This is a genomic window from Burkholderia sp. COPS, assembly GCF_019425585.1.
GTDB classification, from domain to species: Bacteria; Pseudomonadota; Gammaproteobacteria; order Burkholderiales; family Burkholderiaceae; genus Burkholderia; species Burkholderia cepacia.
Genome location: NZ_WIXR01000003.1, coordinates 1 through 14,361 on the forward strand (window position 1 = coordinate 1; position 14,361 = coordinate 14,361).

The window sequence follows — 14,361 nt, forward strand, 5'->3', positions numbered from 1 at the left end:
CCCCTCCCTCCCCCGCCCGCGCGCTAGCGCACCGACCGAATCGGCAACGCCGTCGTCTCCTTGAAGCATTCGAGCGAAAAGCTCGTCTTCACGTCGATCACCGACGGGTGATGCAGCAAATGCTCCTGCACGAAGCGGGAGAAATGCGCCATGTCCTCGACCTGCACGCGCAGCAGGTAATCCATATCCCCCGTCATCGCGTGGCACGCGACCACTTCCGGCCAGGTCTGCACGGCCGCGCGAAACAGCTCCGCATGCGTTGCGCCCGCGCGCGCCGACGTTTCGTCGACCCGCACCGGTGCCAGGCCGCCGCGTTTCTCGAGCCGCACGCTCACGTACGCGAGCAGGTCGAGCCCGAGCTTCTGCGGATTCAGCAGCGCGACATAACCGGTGATCACGCCGATCTCCTCGAGCCGCCTGATCCGCCGCAGGCATGGGCTCGGCGACAGGTTCACGCGCTCGGCGATCTCCTGGTTCGACAGGCGCCCGTTCTCCTGAAGAATCGCGAGAATCCGCCGGTCGATGGCATCCAATTCGGCGTGCGCCATCTTCTGCCCTCCAATGATTATTTCAAGACTGGAAATTGCGCCATCGTAGGTTCGGGCGATCAAGTTCGCAAGTTTACGCTCGCGACTGCCCGCTACACTCTGTCGCACGTACCGATTCGTCGCGCACGCCGCCGCGTGTGCCACGTTCGACATCGACCCAGGCCGGACAGGCGCACGCCGCCGCGGCCGATCGCCCCCACAGGAGACACGCCATGCAGATCCCGAACTGGGACAACCCCGTCGGCACCGACGGCTTCGAATTCATCGAATACACGGCACCGGACCCGAAAGCGCTCGGACAGCTGTTCGAACGGATGGGTTTCACCGCGATCGCGCGCCACCGCCACAAGGACGTGACGGTGTACCGCCAGGGCGACATCAACTTCATCATCAACGCCGAACCCGATTCGTTCGCCCAACGCTTCGCGCGCCTGCACGGCCCGTCGATCTGCGCGATCGCTTTCCGCGTGCAGGATGCCGCGAAGGCCTACAAGCGCGCGCTCGAACTCGGCGCATGGGGCTTCGACAACAAGACGGGCCCGATGGAGCTGAACATCCCGGCGATCAAGGGCATCGGCGATTCGCTGATCTACTTCGTCGACCGCTGGCGCGGCAAGAACGGCGCGCAGCCGGGCGCAATCGGCGACATCAGCATCTACGACGTCGACTTCGAGCCGATCGCCGGTGCGAACCCGAACCCGGTCGGCCACGGCCTCACCTATATCGACCACCTGACGCACAACGTGCATCGCGGCCGCATGCAGGAATGGGCCGAGTTCTACGAGCGCCTGTTCAACTTCCGCGAAGTGCGCTACTTCGACATCGAAGGCAAGGTGACGGGCGTGAAGTCGAAGGCGATGACGTCGCCGTGCGGCAAGATCCGCATCCCGATCAACGAGGAAGGCTCGGATACGGCCGGCCAGATCCAGGAATACCTCGACGCGTACCACGGCGAAGGCATCCAGCACATCGCGCTCGGCGCCAGCGACATCTACCAGGCGGTCGACGGCCTGCGCAGCAAGGAAGTGAAGCTGCTCGACACGATCGACACGTATTACGAACTGGTCGACCGCCGCGTGCCAAACCACGGCGAATCGCTGGATGAACTGAAGAAGCGCAAGATCCTGATCGACGGCGCGCGCGACGACCTGCTGCTGCAGATCTTCACCGAGAACCAGATCGGGCCGATCTTCTTCGAGATCATCCAGCGCAAGGGCAACCAGGGCTTCGGCGAAGGCAACTTCAAGGCGCTGTTCGAATCGATCGAGCTCGACCAGATCCGTCGCGGCGTCGTGCAGGACAAGGCCTGACGCATCCGGCGGGCGGCTGCCCGGGGCAACCCGGCAACCTGCCCGATCCGGCGGCACAAAGAAAAAGGGCGGGAATCCGAGGATTCCCGCCCTTTTTGCATTCCGGCGCGGCCCGACGGCCGCGCGAACGGATCAACGCGTGTTCGCCTTCGACGCGACGGCGCGCTCGGCCGACGGCAGCGCGACGGCGTCCTGGGCCGGCGCGATCTGTTGCATCTGCGCGCCGGCTGCCGCCAGTGCGCTCGCGCCTCGCGCGTGCACCGGGCCGGTCATCGAGAAAAACGCGGCAGACACGATCAGGAAACTCTGGATATGACGTGTATTCATTGCACCTCCTGTAAAACTGCCGGCGCCTCCCCGATGCGTCGAAACAGACCGACGCGACCGGGCACCTCCGGCAGGCCGACAAGATTAACGGCATTTGCGCGCAGATGAACGTGGCCTTACATGCTTTTACATGATGTAACGCATGATTCAGCCCTTTTTTACGGTGCGCCGACGCGGCTCTCCCCGCATTCCAACCGATGGGCGGCGGGTTTGCCCCAGTGCTACCATCGCTTAAAACCGGCGAACATGCCGGCCACTGCCGACGCATCCAAAAGATGCCGACGCAACCGAAGTTTTGGTGATCCCAGACCGGGTGGAGGAGACAGTTAATGAATGCCCCGCTAGACGCAGACCAACGCGCGTCGCTAGAAGCCGCGCTGAAGTCCGTCACGCTTGACGACAAATACACACTTGAGCGCGGTCGCGCGTACATGAGCGGCATCCAGGCCCTCGTGCGCCTGCCGATGCTCCAGCAGGAACGCGACCGCGCCGCCGGTCTCAATACGGCCGGCTTCATCTCCGGCTACCGCGGCTCGCCGCTCGGCGGCCTCGATCTGTCGCTCTGGAAAGCCAAGCAGCATCTGGCCGCCCACCAGATCGTCTTCCAGCCCGGCCTCAACGAAGATCTCGCCGCCACCGCCGTGTGGGGCTCGCAGCAGGTGAACCTGTACCCCGGCGCGAAGCACGACGGCGTGTTCGGCATGTGGTACGGCAAGGGCCCGGGCGTCGACCGCACCGGCGATGTCTTCAAGCACGCGAACTCGGCCGGCTCGTCGCAGCACGGCGGCGTGCTGGTGCTCGCCGGCGACGACCACGCGGCGAAATCGTCGACGCTCGCGCACCAGTCCGAACACATCTTCAAGGCCTGCGGGCTGCCGGTGCTGTTCCCGTCCAACGTGCAGGAATATCTCGATTTCGGCCTGCACGGCTGGGCGATGAGCCGCTACTCGGGCCTGTGGGTCGCGCTCAAGTGCGTGACGGACGTGGTCGAATCGTCGGCATCGGTCGACATCGACCCGCATCGCACCGAGATCGTGCTGCCGACCGACTTCATCCTGCCGGAAGGCGGCCTGAACATCCGCTGGCCCGACCCGCCGCTCGTGCAGGAAGCGCGGCTGCTCGACTACAAGTGGTACGCGGCGCTCGCCTATGTACGCGCGAACAAGCTCGACCGGATCGAAATCGATTCGCCGAACGCGCGCTTCGGGATCATGACCGGCGGCAAGGCTTACCTCGACGTGCGCCAGGCGCTAACTGACCTCGGCCTCGACGACGAAACCTGCGCGCGGATCGGCATCCGGCTCTACAAGGTCGGCTGCGTGTGGCCGCTCGAAGCGCAGGGCGCCCAGGCGTTCGCACGCGGCCTCGACGAAATCCTCGTCGTCGAGGAAAAGCGCCAGATCCTCGAATACGCGATCAAGGAAGAGCTGTACAACTGGCCCGACGGCCAGCGGCCGCGCGTGTTCGGCAAGTTCGACGAAAAGGACGGCGCCGGCGGCGAATGGTCGGTGCCGATGGGCAACTGGCTGCTGCCCGCGCACTACGAGCTGTCGCCCGCGATCATCGCGAAGGCGATCGCGACGCGCCTCGAGAAGTTCGAGCTGCCGTCCGACGTGCGCGCGCGCATCGCCGCGCGGCTCGCGGTAATCAACGCGAAGGAAATGGCGCTGGCGAAGCCGCACGTGCAGACCGAGCGCAAGCCGTGGTTCTGCTCGGGCTGCCCGCACAACACGTCGACCAACGTGCCGGAAGGTTCGCGTGCGATCGCCGGCATCGGCTGCCATTACATGACCGTGTGGATGGACCGCAACACGAGCACCTTCAGCCAGATGGGCGGCGAAGGCGTGCCGTGGATCGGCCAGGCGCCGTTCACGGACGAGAAGCACGTGTTCGCGAACCTCGGCGACGGCACCTATTTCCACTCGGGCCTGCTGGCGGTGCGCGCGGCGATCTCGTCGAAAGCGAACATCACCTACAAGATCCTCTACAACGACGCCGTCGCGATGACGGGCGGCCAGCCGGTCGACGGCGTGCTGACGGTGCCGCAGATCACGCACCAGCTCGCGTCGGAAGGCGCGAAGAAGATCGTGATCGTCACCGACGAACCGGAGAAGTACGACAGCCAGAAGGCGCTGCTCGCGCCGGGCGTGCCGATCCATCATCGCGACCAGCTCGACGACGTGCAGCGCGAGCTGCGCGAGATCGAAGGCACGACGATCCTGATCTACGACCAGACCTGCGCGACCGAGAAGCGCCGCCGCCGCAAGCGCGGCACCTATCCGGACCCGGCCAAGCGCGTCGTGATCAACGACGCGGTGTGCGAAGGCTGCGGCGACTGCTCGGTGCAGTCGAACTGCCTGTCGGTCGAGCCGCTGGAAACCGAATTCGGCACGAAGCGCCAGATCAACCAGTCGAGCTGCAACAAGGACTTCTCGTGCGTGAAGGGCTTCTGCCCGAGCTTCGTCACGGTCGAGGGCGGCCAGTTGAAGAAGCCGAAAGCCGTGTCGGTCGACGGCAACGCACTGCCGCCCATTCCCGAACCGACGCTGCCGGACATCGACCGCGCATACGGCGTGCTCGTCACGGGCGTCGGCGGCACGGGCGTCGTCACGATCGGCGCGCTGCTCGGGATGGCCGCGCACCTGGAGAACAAGGGCGTGACCGTGCTCGACGTCACCGGCCTCGCGCAGAAGGGCGGCGCCGTGATGAGCCACGTGCAGATCTCGCACGCGCCAACCGACATCCACGCGACGCGGATCGCGATGGGCGAAGCCGACCTCGTGATCGGCTGCGACGCGATCGTCACGGCCGGCGACGAGTGCACGTCGCGGATGCGGCACGACACGACGCGCGTGGTCGTCAACAGCGCGCAGACGCCGACCGCCGAGTTCATCAAGAACCCGAACTGGGCGTTCCCGGGCCTGTCCGCCGAGAACGACATCCGCGCGGCGGCCGGTGAAGCGGTCGACTTCATCGACGCGAACCGCTTCGCGGTCGCGCTGCTCGGCGACGCGATCTACACGAACCCGTTCGTGCTCGGCTACGCGTGGCAGAAAGGCTGGCTGCCGCTCACGCTCGCGTCGCTCGAACGCGCGATCGAGCTGAATGCGGTGTCGGTCGAGAAGAACCGTGCGGCATTCGACTGGGGCCGCCGCGCCGCGTACGACCTGGCCAGCGTGAAGCAGGCCGCGGCCGGCGATGCACGCCCCGCGCAAGGCGCCACGGTGATCGCGCTGCACACGAAGAAGGCAGTCGACGCACTGATCGCGAAGCGCGTGGAATTCCTCACCGCGTACCAGAACGCCGCGTATGCGGCGCGCTATGCGGCGTTCGTCGACAAGGTGCGCGCCGCCGAGCGCGCACTGGCGGACGGCGACACGGCGCAGGAGCAGCTGACCGAGGCAGTCGCCCGCAACCTGTTCAAGCTGATGGCGTACAAGGACGAATACGAGGTCGCGCGGTTGCAGTCCGATCCCGCGTTCCTCGCGCGCCTGTCCGCGCAGTTCGAAGGCGACTGGAAGCTGAAATTCCACCTCGCGCCGCCGCTGTTCGCGAAGACGGACGCACACGGCCACCTGGTGAAGAAGGCGTACGGCCCGTGGATGCTGACGGCCTTCCGCTGGCTCGCGAAGGCGAAGTTCCTGCGCGGCACGGGGCTCGACCCGTTCGGCCGCACCGAGGAACGCCGCTCCGAACGCGCGCTGATCGGCGAGTACGAAGCGCTGATCGACGAAGTGCTGGCCAGGCTGAACGCAGCCAACCGCCCGCTCGCCCTCGAGCTAGCGGCGCTGCCGGACGGCATTCGCGGCTACGGCCACGTGAAGGAGAACAACCTGCGCGCGGTACGCCAGAAGTGGAGCACGCTGCTCGCGAAGTGGCGAGCGCCGGCAGGCGGCCAGTCGCACCAGCAGGTCGCGTAACGCGCCGGCCGACGGGCGCGGGCATTCGCGGTTCGAGCGCCCGCCTCGGCCGGCGATTCGCAATAAAAAAAACGCCACGGAACGCAGGTTCCGTGGCGTTTTTCCTTGCGCCGCGCGTGACGCGCGGCACACGCGCGCGTGGACTTACTTCGTGTTCACGTTCGCGGCGGCAACGGCCGTCATGTTGATGATCCGGCGCACGGTCGCAGCCGGCGTCAGGATGTGGACCGGCTTCGCCGCGCCGAGCAGGAACGGACCGACCGTCACGCCTTCGCCGCCGACCATCTTCAGCAGGTTGTACGCGATGTTCGCCGCTTCGACGTTCGGCATGATCAGCAGGTTCGCTTCACCCGACAGCGTCGTGCCGGGGAACGCCTGCTTGCGGATCAGTTCCGACAGCGCCGCGTCGCCGTGCATTTCGCCGTCGACTTCCAGGTTCGGCGCACGTTCGACGATCAGCTTGCGAGCCTCGCCCATCCGGCGCGACGACGCCGACGGCGCGCTGCCGAAGTTCGAGTTCGACAGCAGCGCGGCCTTCGGCGCGATGCCGAAGCGCTCGATCTCGGCCGCGGCCTGGATCGTCATGTCGGCGAGCTGTTCGGCGCTCGGCAGCTCGTTCACGTACGTGTCGCACACGAACAGGTTGCGGCCCGGCAGCATCAGCAGGTTCATCGCGGCGAAGTGCTCGGCGCCCTTCGCGCGGCCCAGCACCTGCTCGATGAACTTCAGGTGGCTGTGGAACGTGTCGATCATCCCGCAGATCATCCCGTCCGCATCGCCCAGGTGCACGAGCATCGCGCCGATCAGCGTGTTGAACTTGCGCATCGCGGCCTTCGCGACTTCCGGCGTCACGCCGTCGCGCGCGCCGATCTCCTGATACGCCTGCCAGTAGCGGTGGTAGCGCGCATCGTCTTCCGGATCGACGATTTCGAAATCGGTGCCGGCCTTGAGCTTCGAGCCGATCTTCTGCAGGCGCATGTCGACGACCGACGGACGGCCGACGATGATCGGCTTCGCGATCTTTTCCTGCAGCACGAACTGCGCGGCGCGCAGCACGCGCTCGTCTTCACCTTCGGCGAACACGATGCGCGCCTGCTTCTGCTTCGCGGCCGCGAACACCGGGCGCATCACCATGCCGGTGCGGTAGACGGTCGCGCCGAGCTGCTCGCGGTAGGCGTCCATGTCCTGGATCGGACGCGTGGCGACGCCCGAATCCATCGCGGCTTGCGCAACGGCCGGCGCGATCTTGATGATCAGGCGCGGATCGAACGGCTTCGGAATCAGGTAGTCCGGCCCGAATTCGAGCGAGTGGCCTTCATACGCCTTCGCGACTTCCTCGCTCTGGTCGGTTTCTTCCGCCAGTTCGGCGATCGCGCGCACGCACGCGAGCTTCATTTCTTCCGTGATCGTCGTCGCGCCGACGTCGAGCGCGCCGCGGAAGATGAACGGGAAGCACAGCACGTTGTTGACCTGGTTCGGGTAGTCCGAACGGCCGGTCGCGACGATCGCGTCCGGGCGCACGGCCTTCGCGTCTTCCGGGCGGATTTCCGGTTCCGGGTTCGCGAGCGCCAGGATCAGCGGCTTGTCGCCCATCGTCTTGACCATGTCCTGCTTCAGCACGCCCGCGCTCGAGCAGCCGAGGAACACGTCCGCGCCGACGATCGCGTCGGCGAGCGTGCGTGCGTCGGTGGTCGCCGCATAGCGCTGCTTCGACGGATCGAGATTGCCGCGCCCTTCGTAGATCACGCCCTTCGAATCGGCGACGAGGATGTTCGACTTCGTCAGGCCGAGGTTGACCAGCAGGTCCAGACACGCGATCGCCGCGGCGCCCGCGCCCGAGCACACGAGCTTCACTTCGGCGAGCTTCTTGCCGACGACCTTCAGGCCGTTCAGGATCGCGGCCGACGCGATGATCGCGGTGCCGTGCTGATCGTCGTGGAAGACGGGGATCTTCATGCGCTCGCGCAGCTTCTGCTCGATGTAGAAGCATTCCGGCGCCTTGATGTCCTCGAGGTTGATGCCGCCGAGCGTCGGCTCGAGCATCGCGATCGCCTCGACGAGCTTGTCCGGGTCGGATTCCGACAGTTCGATGTCGAACACGTCGATGCCCGCGAATTTCTTGAAGAGGCAGCCCTTGCCTTCCATCACCGGCTTCGCGGCCAGCGGGCCGATGTTGCCGAGGCCCAGCACGGCCGTACCGTTCGTGATGACGCCGACGAGGTTGCCGCGCGACGTGTACTTCTGCGCATCGAGCGGATCGGCGTGGATCGCTTCGCACGCAGCGGCGACGCCCGGCGAATACGCGAGCGACAGGTCGAGCTGGTTCGACAGCGGCTTGGTCGGGGTGACCGAAATCTTGCCGGGTTTCGGGTTCTGGTGATAAGCCAGTGCGGCCTGCTTCAGTTGTTCGTCCATGATTGACCTGCGAGAGACATGCGAAATATTGACGGTTCAGTCCACAGCACCTTGGGCCGCGTCTGCTTGAATCGAGGGGATGGTCGACTGCGAGACGGCACGCAGCGCGCCGGGTCGGCACGCCATCGAACCTTGGCGGATGGCAAGAGGAAAGTACAAAGTACTGAACGATTTCTAAGGGTCGCCTAGTGTACACCCCCTAAATGACCTCCGTTGGTGCAGCGCCGCATCCTCCGCATCAGCGCAAGCGGTCCCGCCCCGTTTGTTTCGCCGGTGGCGAGCCGAGCGGTGAACCCGCGCGAATTCCGCCGAAAACCGGTCTGAATCGGGTAAAATAGCGGGCTACGCGCGCAGCGATGCGATTGGCCCTCCGATCGCGCCCCGGCCCCCAGGGCAGGTTCCCCTTGCTGCGCCACCGGGCCCGCGCCCGCTCTTCGCTCATCACCCAAGGAATGCCCATGACAGGCTACGATCGTCAGTCGATCTCGGATACGACCGCCAAAATCCTGCTCGAAGTGCAGGCAGTGCACTTCAACGCAGAAAAACCGTTCATCTTCACGTCCGGCTGGGCGAGCCCCGTCTATATCGACTGCCGCAAGCTGATTTCGTATCCGCGCGTGCGCCGCGCGCTGATGGAAATGGCTGAAACGACGATCACGCGCGACATCGGCTTCGAGCAGATCGACGCGGTGGCGGGCGGCGAGACGGCCGGCATCCCGTTCGCGGCCTGGATCGCGGACCGGATGATGGTGCCGATGCAGTACGTGCGCAAGAAACCGAAGGGTTTCGGCCGCAACGCGCAGATCGAAGGCCATCTGGAAGAAGGCTCGCGCGTGCTGCTCGTGGAAGACCTGACGACCGACAGCCGCAGCAAGATCAACTTCGTCAACGCGCTGCGCACCGCGGGCGCGACGGTGAACCACTGCTTCGTGCTGTTCCACTACGACATCTTCAAGGAAAGCGTGTCGGTGCTGAAGGACATCGACGTCGACCTGCACGCGCTCGCCACGTGGTGGGACGTGCTGCGCGTCGCGAAGGCTTCGGGCTACTTCGAGACGAAGACGCTCGACGAAGTCGAGAAATTCCTGCACGCACCGGCCGAGTGGTCGGCGGCGCACGGCGGCGCGACGGCCCCGAAGGAATGACGCCGCGCCGGCCCGCAGGCCGGCGTCCTGGCTGAACAAGCCGCCCGCTTCATCGCGGGCGGTTTTTTTTCGTCCGCCGATTCGCGCAGCAAACGATCGCGGCGATGGGTCGCGGTGTGCATCGCTCATCGAACCCTAATGCTAGACTTGATCCATCGTCGCCATCAGCTGCGCGGGCAACGCACAACGCCAACAACGCCGGAAGCATCGGTCCGGCCCACGTGACGGGAGAAGCGCCATATGCGTGTGGATCGCCGGATCACTCCGCCTGCGCCATCGGGTCGCCCGTCGCCGTTCCTTGCCGCCCTCCTCGCTCTCTTCGCCCACCTCGCCCTCCTTTATGCCGCCGCGTTCACCGCCTTGCCCGCGCATGCAGAAGGCGCGTTCACCGTGACGAGCGACGACCTGACGCCGGGCGGGCGCGTCCGTGCCGCGAACGTGTTCGACCGCGGCGACTGCAAGGGCGGCAACCACTCGCCGCAGCTCGCGTGGCACAACCCGCCGCCCGGCACGCGCGGCTACGCGATCACGATCTTCGATCCCGACGCGCCGGGGCACGGCTGGTGGCACTGGGCCGTGGCGGGCATTCCCGCGACGGTCACGAGCCTGCCCGCCGACGCGAGCGCGTCCGGCTTCCTGCGGCGCATCGGTGCAAGCGAAGCGCGCAACGACTTCGGAATAGACGGTTACGGCGGCCCGTGCCCGCCGCCCGGCAAGCCGCACCGCTACGTGGTCACCGTCTACGCGCTGAAGGGCGACGACCTGCGCGTCGCGCAGGGGCGCCCCGCACCGATGTTCGAGCACGAGATCGGCACGCTGGCGATCGGCACCGCGCAACTCACGGTCAACTACGGGCAATAACGGGTGACGGGCACCCGGCAACGGGCATCGCCCCCTGCCGCGCGCCGCCGCGATCGCCTGCCGCCGCAAACTGGCGTACTCCGGGCGTATTCCGCGCCCGCGTGTTTTCCCGTCATTTCGGCTTGCTAGACTCGTCGTCACCGGTCGCGGCGCCATGCCGCGCATCCGTCGCGTCGCCGGCCGGCGGCGCGTGACGCGGCGTGCCGTTGCGGCCGCCGTTCCCGTTCCTTTCCGGAGAACGCCTCATGTCGAACATCGTCATCGTCTATCACAGCGGCTACGGTCACACGCAGAAACTGGCCGAGGCCGTTCACGCGGGCGCGCAGGACGCCGGTGCGACCGTGCGCCTGCTCGCGGTCGGCGACGTCGACGACGCGGGCTGGGCCGCGCTCGACGCGGCCGACGCGATCGTCTTCGGGGCACCGACCTACATGGGCGGCCCGTCGGCGCAGTTCAAGCAATTCGCCGATGCAACGTCGAAAGCGTGGTTCACGCAGAAATGGAAGGACAAGATCGCCGCGGGCTTCACGAACTCCGCGACCATGAACGGCGACAAGTTCTCGACGATTCAATACTTCGTCACGCTGTCGATGCAGCATGGGATGGTGTGGGTCGGCACGAGCCTGATGCCGGCCAACTCGAAGGCGGCCACGCGCAACGACATCAACTACCTGGGCGGCTCGACGGGCCTGCTCGCGCAGTCGCCGGCGGATGCGACGCCCGACGAAGGCCCGCTGCCGGGCGACCTCGAAACCGGGAAGGCATTCGGCCGGCGGGTTGCGGAAGCGACGGCCCGCTGGGTTGCCGGCCGCGGCTGAACACGCGCCGGCGAGCGCGCCGGTAAGCGTCAAAGGGACACAAGACGGCCCGCCGGCCGTCTTTTTTTCGACCCGCGCGATGCAGGCCCGCCGGATGACGTCTTAAAATGGCGGATTCAGGGCGCGGGCCCCGTTTCATTCAGTGAGAGCGAAATGAGCACCAAAGTTTTTGTCGACGGCCAGGAAGGCACGACCGGCCTCAAGATCTTCGAATACCTGTCGGCACGCAGCGACATCGAGATCCTGCGCATCGATGAAGCGAAGCGCAAGGACGTCGAAGAGCGCCGCCGCCTGATCAACGCGTCGGACGTCACATTCCTGTGCCTGCCGGATGTCGCGTCGCGCGAATCGGCGTCGCTCGTCGAGAACCCGAACACGACGCTGATCGACGCGAGCACCGCATTCCGCACCAGCGCCGACTGGGCCTACGGCCTGCCGGAACTGACCCGCGCGCAGCGCGAGAAGATTCGCACGTCGAAGCGCATCGCGGTGCCGGGCTGCCATGCATCGGCCTTCGTGCTCGCGATGCGGCCGCTCGTCGATGCGGGCATCGTCGCACCGACGTTCGCCGCGCACAGCTACTCGATCACCGGCTACAGCGGCGGCGGCAAGTCGATGATCGCCGACTACGAAAGCGCGGCGCCGGGCGGCAAGCTCGCGAGCCCGCGCCCGTACGCGCTCGGCCTCACGCACAAGCACCTGCCGGAAATGGCCGCGCACACGGGCCTCGCGAACCCGCCGATCTTCACGCCGATCGTCGGCCCGTTCCTGAAGGGCCTCGCGGTGACGACCTACTTCACGCCCGGGCAGCTCGCGAAACGCGCGACGCCGCAGGACGTGCAGCGCGTGTTCGCCGAGTACTACGCGGACGAAGCCTTCGTGCGCGTCGCGCCGTTCGATGCGGACGCGAACCTCGACGGCGGCTTCTTCGACGTGCAGGCGAACAACGACACGAACCGTGTCGACCTGTTCGTGTTCGGCAACGAAGAGCGCTTCGTCACGGTCGCGCGCCTCGACAACCTCGGCAAGGGCGCATCGGGCGCCGCGATCCAGTGCATGAACCTGAACATCGGCGCGGCCGAGGATGCGGGTCTCAAACGCTGATTCAACATCGCATGCAATGCAAAGCCGGCCACTGGCCGGCTTTTTATTTACCGGTATCACGCAATATATAAAAAAATTACCGATCGCGCATTTACAAATATTTACAAGCTTTCGATTGCGCGATTACCAGTGAATTAATTCCGCCCCCTCTTTATCCAGTCAATCCCGAATAGGGATAAACCGGATACCGGCTGCTTTAAACGCTGCCGTTATACGCGGGAAGGCTCCTCGCCGGCCTGTCCGGCGTCGCACATTCCCCACTCCGGCAGCTTCAGGCAGCCTGTCGCACGTTTTAATTCTTACTGAATACCCTGTCGGACAAGGATTCAAAACACGATGCCCGTTTCAATCGCCTTTTTTAGACGGGTTCATCAATTGACAGCAAAAATCCAGGCAGCGACATTAGCTCGCACAATTAAACGATTGGAGACAGCGGCATGTCGCACGCCTTATCGAAGGGGGTGGCAACGGCCTTTGCCATTGCCCCTTTCCTGGTTGCCTGTGGTGGGGGGGACGGCGGCGCACCCGCGCCGATCAATGCGCCCCAATGTTCCGGATCGAGCTGCGGCACGCAAGGGCCGCCGCCTTCGCAGCCCGTCAACGGCGCGCTGTGCCCGGCCAACGCGGACATCGTGAAGAGCACGTACCTCGGCGGCGCCGGTAGTGGCGAGATCGTCAGCGTCAACATCGACGCCGTGGCGATGACCTACACGCTCAAGTGGCTCGAATCGCCGATTCCGCTCGCGACCGGCACGGTCACGCCGAGCCGCGCCGGCACGACGATCACCGGTGCGGTCATGCACCCGCCGACCGGCACGCTGCCGACCGCCGAGCAGACGCGCTGCGCGTTCATCCTGACGCCGGGCACGGGCAAGGCGCCGAGCGGCGCCACGTATTCGACGGCCGCCGACTTCAACCAGGCGAACCCGCCGATGCTGCTGGTCGGCATGGGCGTCGCGGGCGGTGGCATTCCCGGTGCGACGATCCAGTACGACGGGCTGACGATCGCCATCGGGCCGATCGTGGTGGCCAAGGACGTCGGCAAGGTGCCGAACCGTCACTTCGACTTCTATCCGTTCCTCGGCTTCGCGAACACGACGACCGACCTGTCGAAGCTGCCGGGCACGTACAACGCGCTGATCTACCACCTGGTGCCGTCGGGCGACTACGCGACGAAAGGCACGAACTCGAGCGAGACGTTCGATGCGAACGGCGCGTGCACGTCGAGCGGCTCGGGCGGCTGCCAGACGACCGGCGACCCGTGGAAGACGAGCGCGAACGGCGGCTACTTCGACAGCACGAAGGCGCCGCAGACGCTGCCGCAGACGCAATTGCCGATCGTCGGCGCGACCGGCAAGTCGGCCACCGCGCATATGGTCATCGGCCAGCTCAACGGCGCGACGGTGCCGGTGATCGTACGCACGGGCAACGTGAACCTCGGCACGCCGCCGCTGCATACCGACGCGCAGGTCGACGACGAATCGGGCATCGCGGTGCTCGGCGCGGCAACGGCGATCCAGTCGGGCGCGATCGACGGCGGCTACGCGGGCGCGGACTCGAACTTCAAGTACACGGCGGCCCTGATCCGCGGCAGCAACGCGTCGTTCATCAACCCGAGCACGCAGGTCGAGGAAGACGGCTTCACGCTCGACTACGGCCAGGCGACGCCGGGCCTGCTGAACGCGACGACGACACCGCCGAGCGGCGCGTCCTACCCGTCCGCAACTGGCGTGGTGATCGCGACGGGCGGGCTGTACGCGGCGCTGATCCAGGGCACGGTGAACGGCGGCGTCACGTCGACGTCGGCGAACTCGACGACTTCGTCGACACCGTACTTCGGCGTGGGCGCGCAGATCAGCAAGTAGCGGACGAGGACGCGACGGCGGGCTAGCCGCCGTCGCGTGACGCACGAG

The 14,361-nt window shown here is 66.1% G+C and carries 10 protein-coding genes; 7 read left to right on the forward strand and 3 right to left on the reverse strand.

Translation table 11 applies throughout. From position 1 onward, the window contains the following. Nucleotides 1–23 precede the first annotated feature (23 nt). Nucleotides 24–548, reverse strand: coding sequence for an Lrp/AsnC family transcriptional regulator (locus FOZ70_RS02405; protein WP_021158575.1), 525 nt, complete (start codon nt 546–548; stop codon nt 24–26). 212 nt (nt 549–760) lie between these two features. On the opposite strand from FOZ70_RS02405, the gene hppD reads away from it, so the two are divergent. Then, a complete protein-coding gene (gene hppD, locus FOZ70_RS02410) occupies nt 761–1,858 on the forward strand; it encodes a 4-hydroxyphenylpyruvate dioxygenase (RefSeq protein ID WP_021158576.1) in 1,098 nt (365 codons plus the stop codon). 132 nt (nt 1,859–1,990) lie between these two features. Here hppD and FOZ70_RS02415 read toward each other — a convergent pair whose 3' ends face one another. Beyond that, complete coding sequence (locus tag FOZ70_RS02415; protein WP_175890202.1) at nt 1,991–2,185, reverse strand: hypothetical protein; 195 nt, start codon at nt 2,183–2,185, stop codon at nt 1,991–1,993. A gap of 329 nt (nt 2,186–2,514) precedes the next feature. Between FOZ70_RS02415 and FOZ70_RS02420 the strand changes: the two genes are divergently transcribed. Beyond that, nucleotides 2,515–6,105, forward strand: coding sequence for an indolepyruvate ferredoxin oxidoreductase family protein (locus tag FOZ70_RS02420; protein ID WP_060054110.1), 3,591 nt, complete (start codon nt 2,515–2,517; stop codon nt 6,103–6,105). Nucleotides 6,106–6,249: 144 nt separating this feature from the next. Here the strand turns inward: FOZ70_RS02420 and FOZ70_RS02425 are convergent, their stop codons facing one another. Beyond that, entirely contained in the window at nt 6,250–8,520 is a 2,271-nt protein-coding gene (locus FOZ70_RS02425) for an NADP-dependent malic enzyme (protein ID WP_059493973.1), read from the reverse strand. A gap of 458 nt (nt 8,521–8,978) precedes the next feature. Between FOZ70_RS02425 and FOZ70_RS02430 the strand changes: the two genes are divergently transcribed. The 5 genes from FOZ70_RS02430 (at nt 8,979) to FOZ70_RS02450 (ending at nt 14,313) form a co-directional block, all read left to right on the forward strand. Continuing rightward, entirely contained in the window at nt 8,979–9,665 is a 687-nt protein-coding gene (locus FOZ70_RS02430) for an orotate phosphoribosyltransferase (protein ID WP_011546659.1), read from the forward strand. Nucleotides 9,666–9,905: 240 nt separating this feature from the next. Further along, complete coding sequence (locus FOZ70_RS02435; RefSeq protein WP_219704887.1) at nt 9,906–10,526, forward strand: YbhB/YbcL family Raf kinase inhibitor-like protein; 621 nt, start codon at nt 9,906–9,908, stop codon at nt 10,524–10,526. 245 nt (nt 10,527–10,771) lie between these two features. Beyond that, the gene (locus tag FOZ70_RS02440; protein WP_021158582.1) at nt 10,772–11,344 is read left to right on the forward strand and encodes a flavodoxin family protein; all 573 of its coding nucleotides are present in this window, start codon (nt 10,772–10,774) and stop codon (nt 11,342–11,344) included. Nucleotides 11,345–11,497: 153 nt separating this feature from the next. Continuing rightward, on the forward strand, nt 11,498–12,448 hold the full coding sequence (argC, locus tag FOZ70_RS02445; RefSeq protein ID WP_021158583.1) for an N-acetyl-gamma-glutamyl-phosphate reductase: 951 nt from the start codon (nt 11,498–11,500) through the stop codon (nt 12,446–12,448). Nucleotides 12,449–12,885: 437 nt separating this feature from the next. After that, on the forward strand, nt 12,886–14,313 hold the full coding sequence (locus FOZ70_RS02450; protein WP_048025341.1) for a DUF2957 domain-containing protein: 1,428 nt from the start codon (nt 12,886–12,888) through the stop codon (nt 14,311–14,313). Nucleotides 14,314–14,361 lie beyond the last annotated feature (48 nt).